Source organism: Paenibacillus sp. MAHUQ-63, assembly GCF_028765165.1.
GTDB lineage: Bacteria > Bacillota > Bacilli > Paenibacillales > NBRC-103111 > Paenibacillus_E.
The window spans coordinates 364,130-381,848 of sequence record NZ_JARADB010000004.1 but is presented as its reverse complement, the minus strand read 5'-3'; the positions used below and the strand labels follow the sequence as shown (position 1 = coordinate 381,848).

Below are 17,719 nucleotides of genomic sequence, written 5' to 3'. Positions count from 1 at the left end.
AATTTCTTTCACTTGTCAACCAAATTCTATGCCTTTATGAAGCAAATTGCAAGGGGTTCAAACAAATCTAAAAGATAGAGTTTTTAGATCGAACCCATATCAATTTTAGATCGATCTTCAGTTTTCATTTCGGAAGATTCGCCAGCATGAAATTCCGCCAATTTCCATACAAAAAAGCTTCGACTTGCGCCTCTCTATAGTTTTTGCATAAAGCCTCGACTAAGTTTCCGTATTGTCCCGTGTGCCTTAATCCCTTGATCCATTGTTCAATGCCGTCAAAGTCCGATCCGAAGCCAATATGCCCTTCTCCTCCTAATGAACAGACGTGATCGATGTGTTTGAGCATGGCTGTTACGGGAACCGTCATGTTCACACTATCCACAAAATAGGGTACAAACGTCAGCCCGATTCGTCCCTGACATTGTATGATAGCTTTAATTTGTTCGTCTGATAAATTTCTTGGATGAGGACATATTTTCTGGGCGTTCGAGTGTGAAGCGATAAACGGCTTGTTGTAAGCCTCGATCATTTCCCAAAACGCCGCGGGCGACAAATGTGATACATCTGCTATTATACCCATAGTTTCTAATTCTCTTAACATGAGCTTCCCTTTTCTTGTGAACCCGCCTTTACGCGGCTCCATAACACCGTCCGCAGCCCAATTGGCATAGTTCCACGTCAATCCGATGCTCCTTACCCCTAGATGATAGAGGATACGCAGATGCGTCATATTGCCGGCGATTGCATCCAACCCCTCAAGAGTAAGGATTGCCCCCGTCAGCCCGCTTGCTTCGACTTCGTGCCAGTCCTTCACATTCTGAATAAACCGCATCCCGGGATGACGGACGACCTGCCGATGGAAAATATCAACCATTTGCAAAATATGATCGAACGTAGGATGCTGAATGGTATCCGATAAATAGATGGCAAAGCATTGGACCTTCACACCGCCCTGCCGCAGCCTGGGGTAGCTGACGTCCAGCTCTTGTTCTTCCTTGGCAAAATCAAGTTTGGGATTCGCATACAGCTTCGTCAACGCATCGCAATGAGTATCCACAATTCTCATGTCTTCAGCCTCCTCGTCAATTGAGTTGCAAGACAAAATAAAAAACCTGTCTACAAGGTAAACAGGCTGTGTGCATTATGTATGGGAATGTCGTTACCTAGGCTCTACGATAAGTTTGATGGCCGTCCGATCTTCCCCGTCAATCACGATATCTGTGAAGGCTGGTACACAAATTAAGTCAACTCCGCTAGGCGCCACAAATCCTCTTGCGATAGCTACTGCTTTAATGGCTTGGTTGAGGGCGCCTGCACCGATCGCTTGGAGCTCTGCAGCTCCGCGCTCTCGCAAAACGCCTGCCAATGCACCGGCAACGGAGTTTGGATTGGATTTTGCTGAAACTTTTAATACATCCATGAATAGTACCTCCTCGGGAATGATGGATAGTTCCATTACCCATCATATTCCGGAGCATGCCCAAACATGACATTCCAATCAAAATGAATTGTTGCAATATTCTGAAAGTTGATCAATCCATGAATACTTGATCTTCATCGTAACGGATAAGCTGAATATCTTTGGCTAGTCCCGTTTGGTCGTTAAGATCAATGACCACTGCATGGAAATGCCACTTGCCTTCATCCGTCACGAAACGCACAGGAAGCTGCGTCTTGAACTTCTGCAGTACCGCACTGCGCTCGACGCCGAGAATGCCGTCCCGCGGGCCTACCATGCCGACATCCGTCACGTAAGCGGTCCCTTGCGGTAGAACACGATTGTCATTCGTCTGCACATGCGTATGCGTTCCTACGACAGCCGATACCCGCCCGTCCAAATGCCAGCCCATCGCAATTTTCTCCGACGTTGCCTCGGCATGAAAGTCGACGAATACGAACTTGTGCTTCTTCTTCTGAGCATCCAGAATTTCATCCGCTTTGCGGAAAGGACAATCAATCGGCGGCAGGAACGTCCGGCCCTGCAGATTGATAATAAGCAGTTCCTGGTCTTTGACCTTAATGACCGTATGTCCCCTGCCTGGCGTTCCCGGCGGAAAGTTAGCCGGACGCACCATCTTCTCGTCCTTGTCGATGAAATCGAATATCTCCTTCTGATCCCATGTATGATTGCCCATTGTCAAGGCCTGAATGCCCATCTCATAGATTTCCTTAGCGATAGCCGAGGTAATCCCTTTCCCTGCCGCCGCGTTCTCTCCATTGGCAATAAAAACAGCGTGCGGATAGGCTTGTTTCAATCGCGGCATGACGTTTTTCAATGCTTTACGCCCTACAGATCCGACAATATCACCGATAAATACAATTTTCATAACAGTTGTAACTCCTTTATGTCATTTCAGCAGCACTCATATGGACCGCCTGAAAATAAGGAAAAGTGGCTGTATCAGCCACTTTTCGCATAGTCTACTCTATTTCGCGTATTCAACAGCTCGTGTTTCACGAATGACCGTAACCTTAATATGTCCCGGATAATCGAGTTCACCCTCGATTTTTTTGGTAATATCACGGGCTAAGCGGAACGCTTCGGTGTCATCCACTTTCTCCGGTTGAACCATGACGCGTACTTCGCGGCCTGCTTGAATGGCGTAAGATTTCTCAACACCTTCAAAGGATTCCGATATTTCTTCGAGCTTCTCCAAACGCTTAATATAAGTCTCGAGTGTTTCTCTGCGTGCTCCAGGTCTGGCAGCCGATAAGGCGTCCGCCGCTCCGACCAACATCGCAATCACCGAAGTTGCTTCAACATCGCCATGGTGCGAAGCAATACTGTTAATTACGATTGGATGCTCCTTGTATTTCTTACCAATCTCTACGCCGATTTCTACGTGAGATCCTTCTACCTCGTGGTCAAGCGCCTTACCGATATCATGAAGAAGCCCGGCACGTTTCGCCAAAGTTACGTCTACCCCGAGCTCTCCAGCCATCAGACCAGCCAGATAAGCTACTTCCATGGAATGTTTCAGCACGTTCTGACCATAGCTTGTTCTAAATTTCAGTCGACCCAAAATCTTGATCAAGTCAGGATGCAGCCCGTGAACACCAACCTCGAACGTCGCTTGCTCGCCGTATTCGCGGATCCGTTCGTCCACTTCCTTACGGGACTTCTCCACCATCTCTTCGATGCGTGCAGGATGAATCCGTCCATCCGCAACAAGCTTCTCCAAAGATGTGCGTGCAATTTCACGTCGGATTGGATCAAATCCAGATAAAATAACTGCCTCTGGCGTATCGTCAATAATAAGGTCGATCCCCGTCAAAGTTTCCAATGCACGGATATTCCGTCCCTCACGACCGATGATGCGGCCTTTCATTTCTTCATTTGGCAATGAAACAACGGAAACGGTCGTCTCCGCAACATGATCTGCGGCACAACGTTGAATGGCGAGCGTGATGATTTCACGAGCTTTCTTATCGCCATCTTCTTTGGCCTGCGTTTCGATTTCCTTAATAAGCTGTGCAGTTTCGTGACGCACTTCCTGCTCCACATTGGTAAGAATGATGCTCTTCGCTTCTTCCATGGTAAGTCCGGAAATTCGCTCTAGCTCCGAAACCTGGCTCTTATAAAGCTGATCAATTTGATTTTGCGTATCCTCGATCCGCTTCTCTTTGTTGGCAACTTGCTCTTCTTTACGCTCGAGAGATTCTAATTTTTTATCCAGCGATTCCTCTTTTTGCAACAATCGTCTTTCTTGTCGTTGAATTTCATTCCGACGTTCACGAATGTCTTTTTCAGCTTCGGACCTAAGCTTGTGCACTTCGTCCTTCGCTTCCAGAACCGTTTCTTTTTTCAGTGCATCTGCTTCTTTCTTAGCAGCTTCTCTAATCTGCTCAGCGGCTTCTTCAGCACTGGAAATTTTCGCTTCTGCAAGAGATTTACGGATAAAATAACCAATCCCTAAGCATGCAGCTCCAACAATGAGAATGATCGCGATCCAGATGAAAGTCATCATCTTGTTCACCTCCTCGTTGGTTTCTCCAAGGTGTTAGCCTGGGATTCCGTTCGGTTTTTTGATCCGATTTTTAATTGTTAAACTTTCATTACATACCCAAATGGCTCTTAAAGGAATGCGCACCGCGCCTTAGAGGCACTATAGTGCTAATAATCCATAATCAACAGCGTAAAAATTGGCGGTTTTTACAGCTGTCCCCTCAAAATCAATGAAATTAGTATGATTTTGAATACATTATGAAAATATACACTGTTATTTTATCTTTTGTCGAAGAAGCTTGTCAAGCGATTGTCCTCGGATGAACTTGGCAGTCGCTCCATACCGCCTCAAATAGTTAATGCCATTAACTAATTCTGCCACATGTTTAATGGCGTTAACTATTAAAAGTAGTCGTCGGAAATTTCAAATTCCTCCTCGCCTGCATCGCTGCTAATTTGGCTAAGCACCTTGTTGACAACGGAACCCGTATAACCTCTTCGCATGAGGAACGCCGCTGTTTTCCTGCGTTTATCGAATGGCTCTCCTGACGTCGTCTTCCACTTCGTCTGGGCCAGCTTCAACGCTCCCGCCAACTCATCCTCGGGGTTAATATGCTCCAATGCATGCTTCACCAAGTCCTTGTGAATGCCCTTCTGTTCCAACTCCTGCCGAACCAGATTGCGGCCTTTCTTCTGAGAGATGACCCGGCTCTCCGTCCACATCTTCGCGAATTCTTCATCGTTGAGATATTTTTGCTGATCTAACTTGTGGAGCACCCATTCCACAATCGGCAGTTCGTATCCGCTCTCTTTGAGTTTGCGCTTCAACTCGCTGGACGAATGCGGTCTCCGGCCGATCACCCGAATTGCTTTCATATAAGCATTATTGCGCTCCTCGTCCTCAATAATCTTTTCAATCTCTTGGAGATTGACATTCTCCCCTTTCGCCAAGCGATGTTTGATCAAAATATCTTCATGCACCGAAAACGCATACTCTTCATTCAGAAATATATTATAACGATGCTTGCCCCGCTTTTGCTTCTCAACCTTGGTAATGATAGTCGGCTGCTGCTCTTCCCGCTCCACGTTCTTTCAGCTCCTTAATGAACGAAAGCACCCTAACCCAAGGTTAAAGGTGCTTCCCCTAATATGATATATGCGAGCTTTATTCGAAAGCCGCTTCTAACTCATCGTCTTCCTCGTCAACGTTCGGCCCGACCGCAATAATTAAATTGCTGTTCTCACGAATTTTCTGTTCAATAGTTCCAGCGATGGCCTGATTCTCTTTCAAGAATTGCTTCGCGTTCTCACGGCCTTGTCCGAGACGCTCCCCTTCATAGGAGTACCACGCACCGCTCTTATTTACGATATCCATCTCAGTCGCAATATCGATAATACTGCCTTCACGCGAAATCCCTTCGCCGTACATAATGTCGACTTCCGCTTGTTTAAACGGAGGTGCCACTTTATTCTTAACGACTTTAATTCTTGTCCGGTTACCAACCATGTCATTGCCTTGTTTGATGGTTTCTACGCGACGCACATCCAGTCGGACCGAGGAGTAGAACTTCAATGCGCGGCCACCTGGCGTTGTCTCTGGATTCCCGAACATCACGCCGACTTTCTCACGCAATTGGTTAATGAAAATCGCAATAACTTTGGATTTGTTAATAGCACCGGAAAGCTTACGAAGAGCTTGGGACATCAAACGAGCTTGTAAACCTACGTGAGAATCCCCCATCTCGCCTTCGATCTCGGCTTTCGGCACAAGTGCCGCAACGGAGTCGATAACGATGATATCTACTGCACCGCTTCGTACTAGCGCTTCTGCGATTTCTAAAGCTTGCTCCCCCGTATCCGGCTGGGAAAGCAAAAGCTCATCTATGTTAATGCCGAGCTTACTTGCATAAGAAGGATCCAAGGCGTGCTCCGCGTCGATGAATGCTGCTTGTCCGCCAACCTTTTGTACTTCTGCAATGGCATGTAAGGCTACTGTTGTCTTACCTGAAGATTCAGGGCCGTATACTTCAATAATTCTGCCTCTCGGGAATCCACCTATTCCAAGCGCAATATCAAGTGCTAGCGCACCACTTGAGATCGTTTCAACTTGCATATGTGTTGACTCTCCAAGCTTCATGATGGAGCCTTTTCCGAACTGTTTCTCAATTTGTCGTAATGCATTATCAAGTGCGGCGCGACGATCTGTCAAAACACTCACTTCCTTCTATCATTATAGGTATATGATAACTTGTTTTTGGGTGTTTGCCAAGTACTTTTTCGAACATACATTCGACTTTTTCGCGAACAAACAAAAAACCGTAACAAAGTTATCGCTTTGCTACGGTTCTTCCGTCAACACTCTTTCAATTATAGGCTAGTTCTTGCTTTCTTTCAAGCGTTTCCAGAGTTGATAGAGTGCGCTTTTGGCGGCTCTGTGCTTGATAGACTCGCGGTTTCCGGAAAGCTGCAGCGTGAATACTTGCGTTTCCCTATTCTTCTGAGCGAATCCCACGTAAACAAGCCCTACCGGCTTGCCTTCCGAAGGATCGGGTCCAGCCACTCCCGTTACAGAAAGGCCATAATCGCTTCCCGTCACCGTCAGCAGATGTTCGGCGAGCAGCTCCGCCGTCTCTTGGCTGACCGCGCCGGGCGCCCCTTCGCCTTCCAACACTTCCATCGGAACGCCGAGCAGCTTATGCTTCAGCGCGTTGGAGTATACGATGATTCCGCCAAGGAACGATCGGGAGCTCCCGGGTATCGAAGTAAGCATATCGCTTAGCAAGCCGCCTGTGCAGCTTTCGGCGACGGCCAGCGTCATCTGCTGCTCGCCAAGGAGTTGTAGCACGATCGCTTCGATCGGGACGTCTTCATCGGCATAAATATGCTGGCCTAGACGGCTGCGAATTTCCTGCTCGGTCGCGAACAGCTTCCGCTCCCCTTCATCCGCGGTATGAGCCCGCGTCGTTAAGCGGATCGTGACCTCTCCTTCCTTGGCATACGGTGCGATGGTAGGATCCGTCTGGGCATGAATTAAGTCTATTAATTCATGCTCCAAATTCGATTCGCCGATCCCGGCGAATTTCAGCATTTTGGAATACAGCGGAACTTCCTCACTCATTACCCCGCGAAGCCAAGGTACCGCATATTTCGTGAACATCGGTTTCATTTCTTTGGGCGGTCCGGGAAGAAGAATGAAATGCGTCCCTTCGAACGTGAAGGCATTCCCGACGGCCAGCCCCGTCTCGTTATACAGCGGGTCGCTGCCTTCGATCATCAGTGCCTGGCGTCTGTTGCTTTCGACCATATGGATGCCGCGGCTCTGGAACATTTCCGCGATGGCCTTCATCGACGGCTCGTGGATAAGCAGCTGGCGGCCTGCGTACGCCGCTAGGACATCCTTCGTCAGGTCGTCCTGCGTCGGCCCAAGCCCTCCCGTACAGATGACCACATCCGCCCTTGAGGCGGCTAATTTGAAGCTTTCCAGCAGTCTTTGCTCGTTGTCTCCGACAACGGTCTGGAAATACATGTCTACACCGATCGCTGCGCATTCCCTGGACAGGAATTGGGCGTTCGTATTCACGATTTGCCCCAACAAGAGCTCTGTTCCAATTGCGATGATTTCTGCTTTCATCCAAGCCGCCTCCTGAATAGAAAAAAACCAATAGGTCGCCCTATTGTGTCTTTTCTGAAAAGTCTATGACATGTTTGTTTTTGACAAAATACTCAATGCCTGAGTAAACCGTTATGATGGCCGCTGCCCAACTGGCTATGACATCAAAGGGAATATGCAAAAACGTAAACGGAAAATTATTGATAAGTAGCGCAATGATGGCAGTAATCTGAGCCGCCGTCTTCGCTTTCCCCCACTTGCTGGCCGCCATCACTGTCCCTTCCAGAAGCGCGATTTGGCGTAGTCCTGTTACTGCCCATTCCCTGCTGATGATGACAATGACGATCCAAGCATCCACTTTATCCATTTCCACGAGCGATACGAGCACAGCCGTAACAAGCAGCTTATCCGCCAAAGGGTCAAGCAGCTTGCCCAAGTTGGTGACAAGATTGCGTTTGCGGGCGATGTAACCGTCCAAGCTGTCCGTGCTCGCTGCAATAATGAAAATTAAAGCAGCAATAATTTGATTATACGTAATGCTAAACTCCTCTATCCGTATATGAGGAAATTTGACCTTAATCAAGAGAAAAAACATGATGATCGGTACTAGTAATATCCTCGCCACGGTGATGCGGTTGGCCAGGTTCATGCAATAACCTCCCCGGATAAGTCAAACTCATAAGAGTGGGTAATGCGAACTTTGGCGAGTTCACCGATTTTCAGCTGATGGCCGTTGGATACGAATACTTCTCCGTCGATCTCCGGAGCATCGAATTGCGAGCGGCCAACATACACGTCGCTTCTGCCGTCATACTTCTCGATCAACACGTCGATCTCTTGACCGATGCGGCGACCTCCGCGGAGATTCGAAATTTGGCGTTGAATTTCCATAATCGTGTTCGCACGATATTCCTTCACATCGTCCGGAACTTGATCAGGCAAGCGCGCCGCTGGCGTATCATCCTCTTTGGAATAGGTGAACACACCGAGACGGTCAAATTGCACTTCACGCACAAACTCTTTCAAATTCTCAAAGTCTTGCTCCGTTTCTCCCGGGAAACCGACGATGAGCGACGTACGCAGAGCAACATCCGGAATCGCTTCGCGAATCTTACGCACCAATTCACGCGTATCCTTCTGGCGGCCAGGACGGCGCATCCGCTTCAGAATCGAATCCTCGCTGTGCTGCAGCGGCATATCGATATATTTGCAAACCTTAGGGTTAGTAGCCATGACTTCGATTAATTCATCGCTGAAGAAGCCAGGATAGGCATAATGCAGACGTACCCATTCGATGCCTTCCACTTCGCTCACTTTATTCAACAAAGTAGGCAGCATGAAACGATCATACAGATCCGTACCGTAATTCGTAGAATCTTGTGCGATCAAGCTAACTTCTTTGACGCCTTGGGAGGCCAGGTTAGCGACCTCGGCAACGATCGACTCCATGCTTCTGCTTTTGAAGCTTCCGCGCATAATCGGGATGGAGCAGAAGGTGCAGGCGTTGTCACAGCCTTCGGCGATCTTCACATAGGCTGTATAGCGCGGCGTAGTAACGAGTCTAGGCAGGTCCGCATCATAATTAAAGACCGGATTCCCAACGAGGAAAGGTCTTTTGCCCCGAAGCGCCTCGTCTACGATCTCGTTGATTTTATCAAAATCCCCCGTTCCCACAATACCGTCAATCTCCGGCATTTCGTCTAGCAGCTGCTTCTTATAGCGCTGTGTCAAACACCCCGATACGATAAGCGCTTTAAGATTCGCTGTTTCTTTCAATTCGGCCATATCCAAAATTGTATTCACGGATTCTTCTTTCGCTGCATCGATGAACCCGCAAGTGTTCACGATAATAACCGTAGCTTCTTCCTTGTTCTCAACAAGCTGGAAGCCTCGTCCATGTATAAGCCCTGCCATAATCTCGGAGTCGACCATATTCTTTTCGCATCCGAGGGTTACCACCTTAACCTTTTCTGTCATGTGAAAAACAACCTCCAATAGTCCTAAAAACACTCTTTACAAGTATAATACAAGCCATATAGGGTGTCAAAATTAAAAGCCCCCTAAATCTAGGGGGTTTCTCATCAATGAACCTCTTATGTATGACTATTTCAGGTTAACGAATTGCAGATCGAGAGGGATATCGGCTTTGCGCAGCAGTGCGATAACGGCTTGCAAATCGTCCCGGCTCTTTCCTGTGACACGGATTTGATCGCCTTGTACCTGTGTTTTCACTTTCAGCTTGGAATCCCGGATGAGGGTATTGATCTTCTTCGAATTTTCCTGATCAACGCCTTGTTTCATGCTGATTTTCTGTCTGACGGTCGATCCGGCAGCTGGTTCAACCTTGCTGTAGTCGAGATTTTTGATTGAAATTCCGCGTTTGGTCATTTTGGCATGCAAAATATCGAGCACATTCTGAAGCTTAAATTCGTCATCGGACGTTACGACCAACTGATCTTTCTCCAGCTTGATGGAACTCTTACTGCCTTTAAAATCAAAGCGGGTCTGAATTTCTTTCTCCGCCTGCTGAATGGCATTGTTCAATTCTTGCATATCCACCTTGGATACGATATCAAACGAGCTTTCTGAACTCATCGAGTCAAACACCCTTTCCATGAAATTACACTAGCATTATAGCAAGAAGTGTAGTAAAAAGAAACATCCCGAACCGTCGGCTCAGGATGCTCATGAGGAAATATTTCAATTACCCGGGAAAGCGCAGGAATTGCCAAAAAGCTAGCTTTTCTGCAGGTTCAGCTGTACCCGCTTCGGGTTAGGCGTATCGCCGACAGGCACGACGGTGCCGTTCACTGTCAGCTCCAGCGCGCTGGCCGCCCCAACATTCAAGTATGCGGAAGTTGTCAGATCGAACGAATCCGTGTCACCGGCTTTGTACAGCTTTTGTCTAAGCATTTCCTTGCCGCCGCCTTCATTTAGCGAATCGACTCGAATCCAGCATGAGCCGTTGATTTTCAATTGAATATTCAAGTTTGCCGATCCGGTAATCGTATAGTTGTCTACACCCTTCTCGTTACTGCTGAACTTCACTTGAACAGCCGGAGGGGTTGGTGTAGGCGTTGGTGTCGGTGTTGGCGCCGTGGACGAAAGAGGCACCACTTTACCGTCACTGGACGCATTCGTAGTCGTATTCGGAGCCGTGCCTGCTCCTGGATTCGTCGAATCCGTGATTCTCGGAGATTGCGTTTGTGAAGGCTTCTCCTCTGCCGGCGTTCCCTTATAATTCTTATATGTATAGTAATACACGATACCGAAAATGAGCAAAATGAAGCATATAAACATCACGCTGGACGCCCAGCGGCTCATCTTCTCCGTATTCCGAACACTCGTTCGATTCTTGCGAATCGTCTCTACAACCGGCTTCTCCACCACTGGCGAAGGATTCGTCGATTGGTACATATTCAGCACTTCCGTTGGATCCAGTCCTACCGCTTCCGCATAGCTTTTGATAAAAGCTCGTACATAAAAGCTGCCGGGAAGCACCTTGTAGTTCCCTTCCTCGATCGCTTCCAAATACCGCTTGCGAATCTTCGTCACTTCCTGCAGATCGTCAAGCGAAATCTTTCTTTCCAGTCGTGCCTTTCGTAAAATGTATCCAAGATCAGACATCATGGTCACCTCCCCGCGGGAATCTTATTTATTTAATGACGTTACAAATCTTAAAAAGGTTCGGATGTATACGTAAAAGAATCGTAATTAATTTCTTCATCCGGACTGTTGCGAAGCTCGATAATATAATCAAAGTGATTATATGTGTATTCGGATTCGCGAATAAATATATCGGGATGCTCAATCACCTTCGTGGACGGCATCGCCATAATTTCCTGCAGCAGACCATGATGCTTCTCATTCGAGCGAATCGTCGATACGATACCGTCGATAATATACACGTTGTTCGTGGTCATCTCGTCCTCGGATAGCTGGCTACGAACCGTTTGTCTCAATAACGTGGACGAGACGAACGTCCAGCGTTTGTTCGCGCATACGGAGCCTGCGATGATCGATTCGGTTTTACCGACACGCGGCATGCCGCGAAGACCTACCACTTGATTGCCTTCTCTTTTGAAAATCTCGCCGAGGAAGTCAACCAGCAGCCCCAGTTCATCGCGCGTGAAGCGGAACGTTTTGCGGTCATCGGAATCGCGCTCGATATACCGTCCATGGCGAACCGCCAAAATATCAACAAGTTTAGGCGGTCTGAGAGCAGTAATAGTAATATTATCTACTTTTTTTAACATTTTACCCATTAAGTCAATTTTTTCTTCATCGTTGGTCTGAAGCAGCATCCCGCGGGTGCGGTCTTCAACCCCGTTAATGGTCACAATATTAATGTCGAGCATCCCCATCAAGGATGCGATGTCCCCTAACAAACCCGGACGGTTCTTGTGAATTTTGTACTCCATGTACCACTCTTTAACGTCCAATTCTTCCACCTCATCGCAATCTGTAACAAACGAATCGTTACTTAATTCATACATATTAAATTTCTACAAATTTCGTCATTTTCCTGCTCTTGCACATGAAAATTAATTCATTTTCAAGGTCGTCAATTCTTGAGCATTATAACTTAAAGAACCTTTTTGCCAGGAATGGTTGACCATTACCGCCAAACGGTTCTCCAGAATCTGGTCCCAATTCAAATCTGCCGACAGCGCGTTGGAAACATCGATTACCGAGACGCCCAATGTTTTCGCTCTTTGCAGCTGCGCTTCCGTTGCAGGCGAATAGAAAATGATCCAGCTGGCGGAATGCTGTCTAGTCTGGAACGATAACTGCTGGAACCATTGCTCATTGTTATCGAGGAGAACGATATGGTCGGACTCCTCGGATGGCGCCCATTCCGACGGGATCGGACGGTCGCTGCGCGTCACCCATTCGACGGTCACATTTTGCGCTAACAAATCTTGAATCCATTTGGTTTTCAAGCCCTCAATCTGCCCTGCGTCAATTTGCAGGAATGCCGCTTGATCGATGGCACCATTAGCGGTTCCAGCCGGGTCAAGCTTGCTTTGTACTAGTGTCCATTTACCCGTAGTGAGCCCTTGCTGAATCACGGCATTGGCGGAAGGAAATAAATCGTTGCCAATGACATAAATGTAATCGTAAGAACTCGCTTTCAATTTGGCAAGCACAGCGTCATCAATCGCATTCAAATCTTTGAACCAATCATAGGCGATGAAATTGACGTTTCTCCATCTCTGAAGGGCATTCCCGACGGATTGCTTCGCCGTATCCGACAAGCTGGCGCTTGAAAGCATCAAGACAGACAATTTCTTATCCATTAACTCCTGCTTAATGACAGGAATTCCCCGACTACCACAACCTGTTATAAAAATCGATAAGAGCAAAACAAGAAGCAAAGAACGTTTGATTACCATGACTTCGATTCCTTTCTACCTTAGAAAGCGTGCAAAAGCCTCCGAAAGAAGGAGGCTTTCACATAGTACCCTATTGAATTGTAAAACGGTTATTACCCTTTGTCTACTAATTTTACCATGAGGCGGGCGATTGTGCGTTTTTCTTGCTCATCCCCTGCGTCCCATAGCTCTTTGAGCAAACGTTCTTGCTCATTCTCCGGATCCACTTTAGTTGCTAGAAATTCACCGATTTGAAAAGCGAGCTTCGAGATGATTTCATCGCTCATCCCAGCTTGTCCAGCTTGGCTGACACGCTCTGCCAGGAATTCTTTCCACTTATCAAATACCTTAAGTACTGTAGCCATTGTAAGAAGCCTCCTTTGAGTTATGAGAGATGGTCATTACATAAGTAATATTCGCTTCTCAGCTCAAAAATATGCGCGGAGTTCTTACAATCGTCCTAAGTCAGCCAACCGCCGTTGGGACTAATAATCTGACCCGTTATGTATCCTGATTCCGGAAGAGCCAAGAAATAGACGAGCGAAGCAACTTCATGCGGCATGGCGAAGCGGCCGACCGGAATTTCGCTGGCAATCGCATCACGCTCTTCCGTCTCGAAGCCGGACATCATTTCAGTTTCGACCGCTCCCGGTGCAACGGCGTTCACCGTCACTCCCGAGGGGGCCAACTCCTTAGCCAGCGCTTTGGTGAAAGCATTCAGGCCGCCCTTGGCTGTGGAGTAAACGACTTCGCAGGAAGCGCCCGAGATGCCCCATATGGAAGAAACATTAATGATACGTCCGTACTTTTGGGAGATCATAGCCTTCATGAACGTTTGCGAACAGAGGAAAGCTCCCTTAAGATTCACGTTCATCACCGCATCCCACTCTTCCTCGCTAACATCGGAGAGCAAACCATAATGGGCAATACCGGCGTTATTCACAACGATATCGGGGATCATATCCTTCTGCTCTAGCTTCTCTTTCATCGCCATAATCTGTTCACGCGACTTCACATCAGCTGATACCGTCAATACTTTGGCGCCATGCTTCATACAAGCTCTCGCCACTTCATTCGCCGCCTCGTGGGAGTCGCGGTAGTGGATGACGACTTGCATGCCTACCGCGGCAAACCGCTCGGCAATGGCTGCTCCAATGCCGCGGCTTGCTCCCGTGATGAGGACGGTTTGTTCGTTAAACGGCTTCGTGAAGGTCACGACTTCTCACGGCTTTGGACAATAGATACCGCAAGCTTACTCCAATCGAAATGCTCCCGGAACCGGCGATTCACATCATCTAGGGTAATTTGCTCATAGACCGGTAATATATCGAACAGATCGATTCCTTTGAACCGGTATTTCGTAAACTCGTTCGCAATGGATTCCGGTGAATTCATCATTCGCAGGAAATTGCCGATTTTCTTCTTCCGGCTGCGCTCAAACGTCACTTCGTCCAGCCCCGTACTCTTCCGCTTCTCCACTTCCTCCCGGATGCGGGCGACCAGCTGATCGGGATGCTTCGTATCGCCGCCGAGAATGGAGAAGGCGTACCCATCGCTGCAGTTATACTCATGTCCGAAGTTATCCGTAATTAGTTGTTCATCATATAACGATTGATAAATATCCGAGCTTGAGCTGAATAGAACGTCCAGCATCACTTTCGTCGTCAATTCGCGGACCAGCAGCTCCTTGCCTTGTACGGAAGGCGCCGCCTCCTTTAAACCGATTAAACATTTGGGCATCGAAACCGGCAGCATCGTCACTCTGCGAGCCTCGTTCACTTCTGCCGGCTCTTCCGGGAAGAAGCGCTTGATTTCGCCCTGCGGCGGGAATGTTTTGGCCGCTTGGTTATCCCTGACAAGCTTAATGACTTCTTCCGGATCTACGCCTCCCACGACGAACAGGCTCATATTGCTCGGATGGTAAAACGTGTTATAGCACTCATACAAAGTTTCTTTGGTTATCTCGGAAATCGATGCTACCGTTCCGGCGATATCGATATGAATAGGATGCTTGGCGTATAAGGATTCGATCAATCCGTAATAGCTGCGCCAGTCGGCATTGTCCTCATACATCTTGATCTCCTGACCGATAATGCCCTTCTCTTTCTCGACGTTCTCGTCGGTAAAGTATGGGTTTTGCACGAAATTAATTAGCGTCGTTAAATTCGTTAAATAATTGTCAGTAGAGGAGAACAAATACGCGGTCCGGTCAAAGCTTGTGAATGCGTTAGCCGAAGCTCCGTTTGATGCGAATGTAGCGAATATATCGCCTTCCGGCTCCTCAAACATTTTATGCTCCAGGAAATGTGCGATGCCGTCCGGCACCTGCACGGCTTCCTTGCCCTCAACTTGGAAATCATTGTCGATCGAGCCATATTTCGTCGTGAACGTTGCGTACGTTTTCTGAAACCCTTCTTTGGGGAGAACAAACACATGAAGCCCATTCTCAAGCACTTCGTGATAAATCGTTTCACCCAGGTGTGGATATGGAACAACTTTCATGGCCTACTCTCCTTTCTGATCCCGCAAAAAGTAAATCGTATCCAGCTGAACTTTCTTGGCTGCGTCGGCAATCGCCGCAACATCGATTTGTTCCACGGACTCGATCAAGCCGGTTACCGTACGTTCTTTCCCCGATAAGATCGCATTGAAATCAAAAGAAATCAGTTCGAACGCGGAATCCTGTATTTCTCTCAATTGATTGGCAATCATCGCCCGGGTTTGGCTCAGTTCGATGTCGTTGATGTCTCCCTGCTCCATCGCCGTTAGCTGCTTGCGGATAATATCAACCGCTTTCTCATAATTCGCCATCTCAATCCCGGATTGAATCGTCAGAATCCCTTTGTGTCCGTCGAAACGGGATGAAGCATAGTAAGCCAAGCTAGCTTTCTCACGGACATTGATGAATAGTTTGGAATGCGGGTAACCGCCAAGAACACCATTGTACATCAAAGCAACCGGATAAAGCTCATCACGATACGATATGTTCGTGCGCAGACCCATATTCAGCTTGCCCTGGTTGACATCCAGACGCTCGACAACCGTCTTCACTTCGCCGGAAGTCCCCCGCGGTGCGGAAGTTACATAACCGACGTCCTGCTTTCTATCGATATTGAATGCAGTCCGGACAATGCCCTCAACCTCAGCAAGCGTCGTATTCCCTACGACATAAATATCCAACGGAGACGTTTGCAGCCATTCCTTATATTGTTCGTACAGCTGTTCGGGATTAATACGGTCCAAATCCGCAATTTTGCCTAACGGATGGAGCCGGTACGGATCACCGCTGCACATTTCTTCGATACAGCGCTCAGCCGCGTAACGGATTTTATCATTGATCACCGATTCAATCCGCTTCTGAAGCGTCTGTTTCTCGGAGTCCACATATTTGCTGCGGAAACGATTCTCCTCCAGCGCCGGGCGCGTCAGCGTCTCCCCTACAAACTCAAGCCCTTGTTTCAGCAGGGATTCCGCCGATTTCACGAACCGGTCGTTAATAATATCCATCCGCATCTGTACGATCTGGTAGTCGCCTCTTTTATAAATATCGAACCCGAATCCAGCGCCGTATAAATCGTCCAAATATTCGCGAAATTGCTTGGTTTCCGGCCGCGATTCGGTTCCTCTTCTTAATACGAACGGGGTCAACGCCGTATTCGTGACCGTTTCTTCGTCTAAGGGCCGGCCTATGTACACGGAAATAGCAAACGTTTTGAACCGGTCTGTCGGCAGCACATGCAAACGAATGTGGTTCAACGTAGTGCGCTCAAATTGTATATGCTTCAAAGGTCAGTCTCCCTTCTGAGATCGGAATCTACATCCATTATATTCCTATACGAAGAGGAGAAGCAACCAAAGGCGGTTCCTTCTCCTTGTCCTTTTAATCATTTATTTACAAAAGATGTGTTTACCGATTGTTTTCACTTGAGGCCGGCTCCAAATCCATTTGGACGTTGCGGTTGCCGGATTGAAATAGTAAATGCATCCGCCTGTCGGATCCCATCCGCTCAAAGCATCTCGAACCGCTTTCTTCGTCGACTCGTTCGGCGTGAGCCAAATTTGACCGTCGGCTACGGCTGTGAAAGCGCCCGGTTGAAAAATAACGCCAGACACGGTATTCGGAAAGCTCGCCGATTTCACTCGGTTCAAAATGACGGCGGCCACGGCCACTTGTCCCACATACGGTTCACCCCGAGCCTCGCCATGTACGGCATTAGCCATCAAATTAATATCTTGCTCCGACAGCCCCAGATTGTTGGAAGGAATTAAATTTGCCGGCTTATCGGTTGAAGTCGTATTCTCGGTGCCAGTGCCGGTGCCGGTGCCGCTTCCCCCTCCGCCTGTCGCAGGTGCAGTCGGCTTCCAATTTTTCGTCGCTTCCCACAGCTTCAACTTCGTCTTAGGGCCCACGATGCCATCCACAATCATTCCGAACTCACCTTGAAAACGTTTCACGGCTGTTAATGTCTTATAGCCAAAGTCGCCATCAATATTACCGCCGTAGAAGCCTATGAACTTCAATCGGCCCTGCAGCTCATTCACGTCCGAGCCCGTTGCACCATAACGGATTTCATTCTTGCTGAACGTCTCTTGTGCCGGAGGATTAAATTTCCCTTTTAACTGGAAAGCGACAACAAGAACGAAAACAATACAAAAAGTTAACACGATTAACCGTTTATTCATTCCCCTTCTCAACCTCACTTTTCAAATAAGAGCCTTTTCTTGCTTTTCTTTGCTTATTATGAGAAAGGGAGACATCGTTTATGCAAACAAAAAACACTCTCCTTC

General features: G+C 47.8%; 18 protein-coding genes. All 18 read right to left on the bottom strand.

Annotation, left to right across the window (positions count from 1 at the left end):
* Positions 1-124: 124 nt before the first annotated feature.
* The 18 genes from PUT07_RS25035 to sleB all read right to left on the bottom strand — a co-directional run bounded on the left by PUT07_RS25035 (position 125) and on the right by sleB (position 17,614).
* Positions 125-1,066, bottom strand: coding sequence for a dipeptidase (locus PUT07_RS25035; RefSeq protein ID WP_274471418.1), 942 nt, complete (start codon positions 1,064-1,066; stop codon positions 125-127).
* 93 nt (positions 1,067-1,159) lie between these two features.
* On the bottom strand, positions 1,160-1,420 hold the full coding sequence (locus tag PUT07_RS25030; protein WP_028558349.1) for a stage V sporulation protein S: 261 nt from the start codon (positions 1,418-1,420) through the stop codon (positions 1,160-1,162).
* Between the two features lie 112 nt (positions 1,421-1,532).
* Positions 1,533-2,327: a TIGR00282 family metallophosphoesterase gene (locus PUT07_RS25025; RefSeq protein ID WP_274471415.1), complete on the bottom strand. Its 795-nt coding sequence runs from the start codon at positions 2,325-2,327 to the stop codon at positions 1,533-1,535.
* A gap of 99 nt (positions 2,328-2,426) precedes the next feature.
* On the bottom strand, positions 2,427-3,968 hold the full coding sequence (rny, locus tag PUT07_RS25020) for a ribonuclease Y (protein WP_274471414.1): 1,542 nt from the start codon (positions 3,966-3,968) through the stop codon (positions 2,427-2,429).
* 380 nt (positions 3,969-4,348) lie between these two features.
* A complete protein-coding gene (locus PUT07_RS25015) occupies positions 4,349-5,032 on the bottom strand; it encodes a regulatory protein RecX (protein ID WP_274471413.1) in 684 nt (227 codons plus the stop codon).
* A 79-nt stretch (positions 5,033-5,111) separates the two neighbouring features.
* A complete protein-coding gene (gene recA, locus PUT07_RS25010) occupies positions 5,112-6,155 on the bottom strand; it encodes a recombinase RecA (RefSeq protein ID WP_274471412.1) in 1,044 nt (347 codons plus the stop codon).
* Between the two features lie 165 nt (positions 6,156-6,320).
* Complete coding sequence (locus PUT07_RS25005; protein ID WP_274471411.1) at positions 6,321-7,577, bottom strand: competence/damage-inducible protein A; 1,257 nt, start codon at positions 7,575-7,577, stop codon at positions 6,321-6,323.
* Between the two features lie 40 nt (positions 7,578-7,617).
* Positions 7,618-8,205: a CDP-diacylglycerol--glycerol-3-phosphate 3-phosphatidyltransferase gene (gene pgsA / locus PUT07_RS25000; RefSeq protein WP_171685931.1), complete on the bottom strand. Its 588-nt coding sequence runs from the start codon at positions 8,203-8,205 to the stop codon at positions 7,618-7,620.
* Complete coding sequence (rimO, locus tag PUT07_RS24995) at positions 8,202-9,533, bottom strand: 30S ribosomal protein S12 methylthiotransferase RimO (protein ID WP_274471407.1); 1,332 nt, start codon at positions 9,531-9,533, stop codon at positions 8,202-8,204. The genes pgsA and rimO overlap by 4 nt, the downstream gene beginning before the upstream one ends.
* Before the next feature lie 126 nt (positions 9,534-9,659).
* On the bottom strand, positions 9,660-10,151 hold the full coding sequence (locus tag PUT07_RS24990) for a YajQ family cyclic di-GMP-binding protein (protein WP_274471406.1): 492 nt from the start codon (positions 10,149-10,151) through the stop codon (positions 9,660-9,662).
* Positions 10,152-10,292: 141 nt separating this feature from the next.
* Complete coding sequence (locus PUT07_RS24985) at positions 10,293-11,186, bottom strand: helix-turn-helix domain-containing protein (protein WP_274471405.1); 894 nt, start codon at positions 11,184-11,186, stop codon at positions 10,293-10,295.
* Positions 11,187-11,233: 47 nt separating this feature from the next.
* On the bottom strand, positions 11,234-11,977 hold the full coding sequence (locus PUT07_RS24980) for a DUF3388 domain-containing protein (protein ID WP_379240634.1): 744 nt from the start codon (positions 11,975-11,977) through the stop codon (positions 11,234-11,236).
* A gap of 123 nt (positions 11,978-12,100) precedes the next feature.
* Positions 12,101-12,856, bottom strand: coding sequence for a hypothetical protein (locus PUT07_RS24975; protein WP_274471403.1), 756 nt, complete (start codon positions 12,854-12,856; stop codon positions 12,101-12,103).
* Between the two features lie 188 nt (positions 12,857-13,044).
* Positions 13,045-13,296, bottom strand: a complete 252-nt coding sequence (locus tag PUT07_RS24970) for a DUF3243 domain-containing protein (RefSeq protein ID WP_274471401.1) — start codon at positions 13,294-13,296, stop codon at positions 13,045-13,047.
* Between the two features lie 95 nt (positions 13,297-13,391).
* Positions 13,392-14,147 carry an elongation factor P 5-aminopentanone reductase gene (ymfI, locus tag PUT07_RS24965; protein WP_274471400.1) on the bottom strand — a complete coding sequence of 252 codons (756 nt, stop codon included), beginning with the start codon at positions 14,145-14,147 and terminating at the stop codon, positions 13,392-13,394.
* Complete coding sequence (yfmH, locus tag PUT07_RS24960) at positions 14,144-15,433, bottom strand: EF-P 5-aminopentanol modification-associated protein YfmH (protein WP_274471398.1); 1,290 nt, start codon at positions 15,431-15,433, stop codon at positions 14,144-14,146. Before yfmH ends, ymfI begins: the two co-directional genes overlap by 4 nt.
* 3 nt (positions 15,434-15,436) lie before the next feature.
* Entirely contained in the window at positions 15,437-16,717 is a 1,281-nt protein-coding gene (yfmF, locus tag PUT07_RS24955; RefSeq protein ID WP_274471397.1) for an EF-P 5-aminopentanol modification-associated protein YfmF, read from the bottom strand.
* Positions 16,718-16,819: 102 nt separating this feature from the next.
* The gene (sleB, locus tag PUT07_RS24950) at positions 16,820-17,614 is read right to left on the bottom strand and encodes a spore cortex-lytic enzyme (RefSeq protein WP_274471396.1); all 795 of its coding nucleotides are present in this window, start codon (positions 17,612-17,614) and stop codon (positions 16,820-16,822) included.
* Between the last annotated feature and the right edge of the window lie 105 nt (positions 17,615-17,719).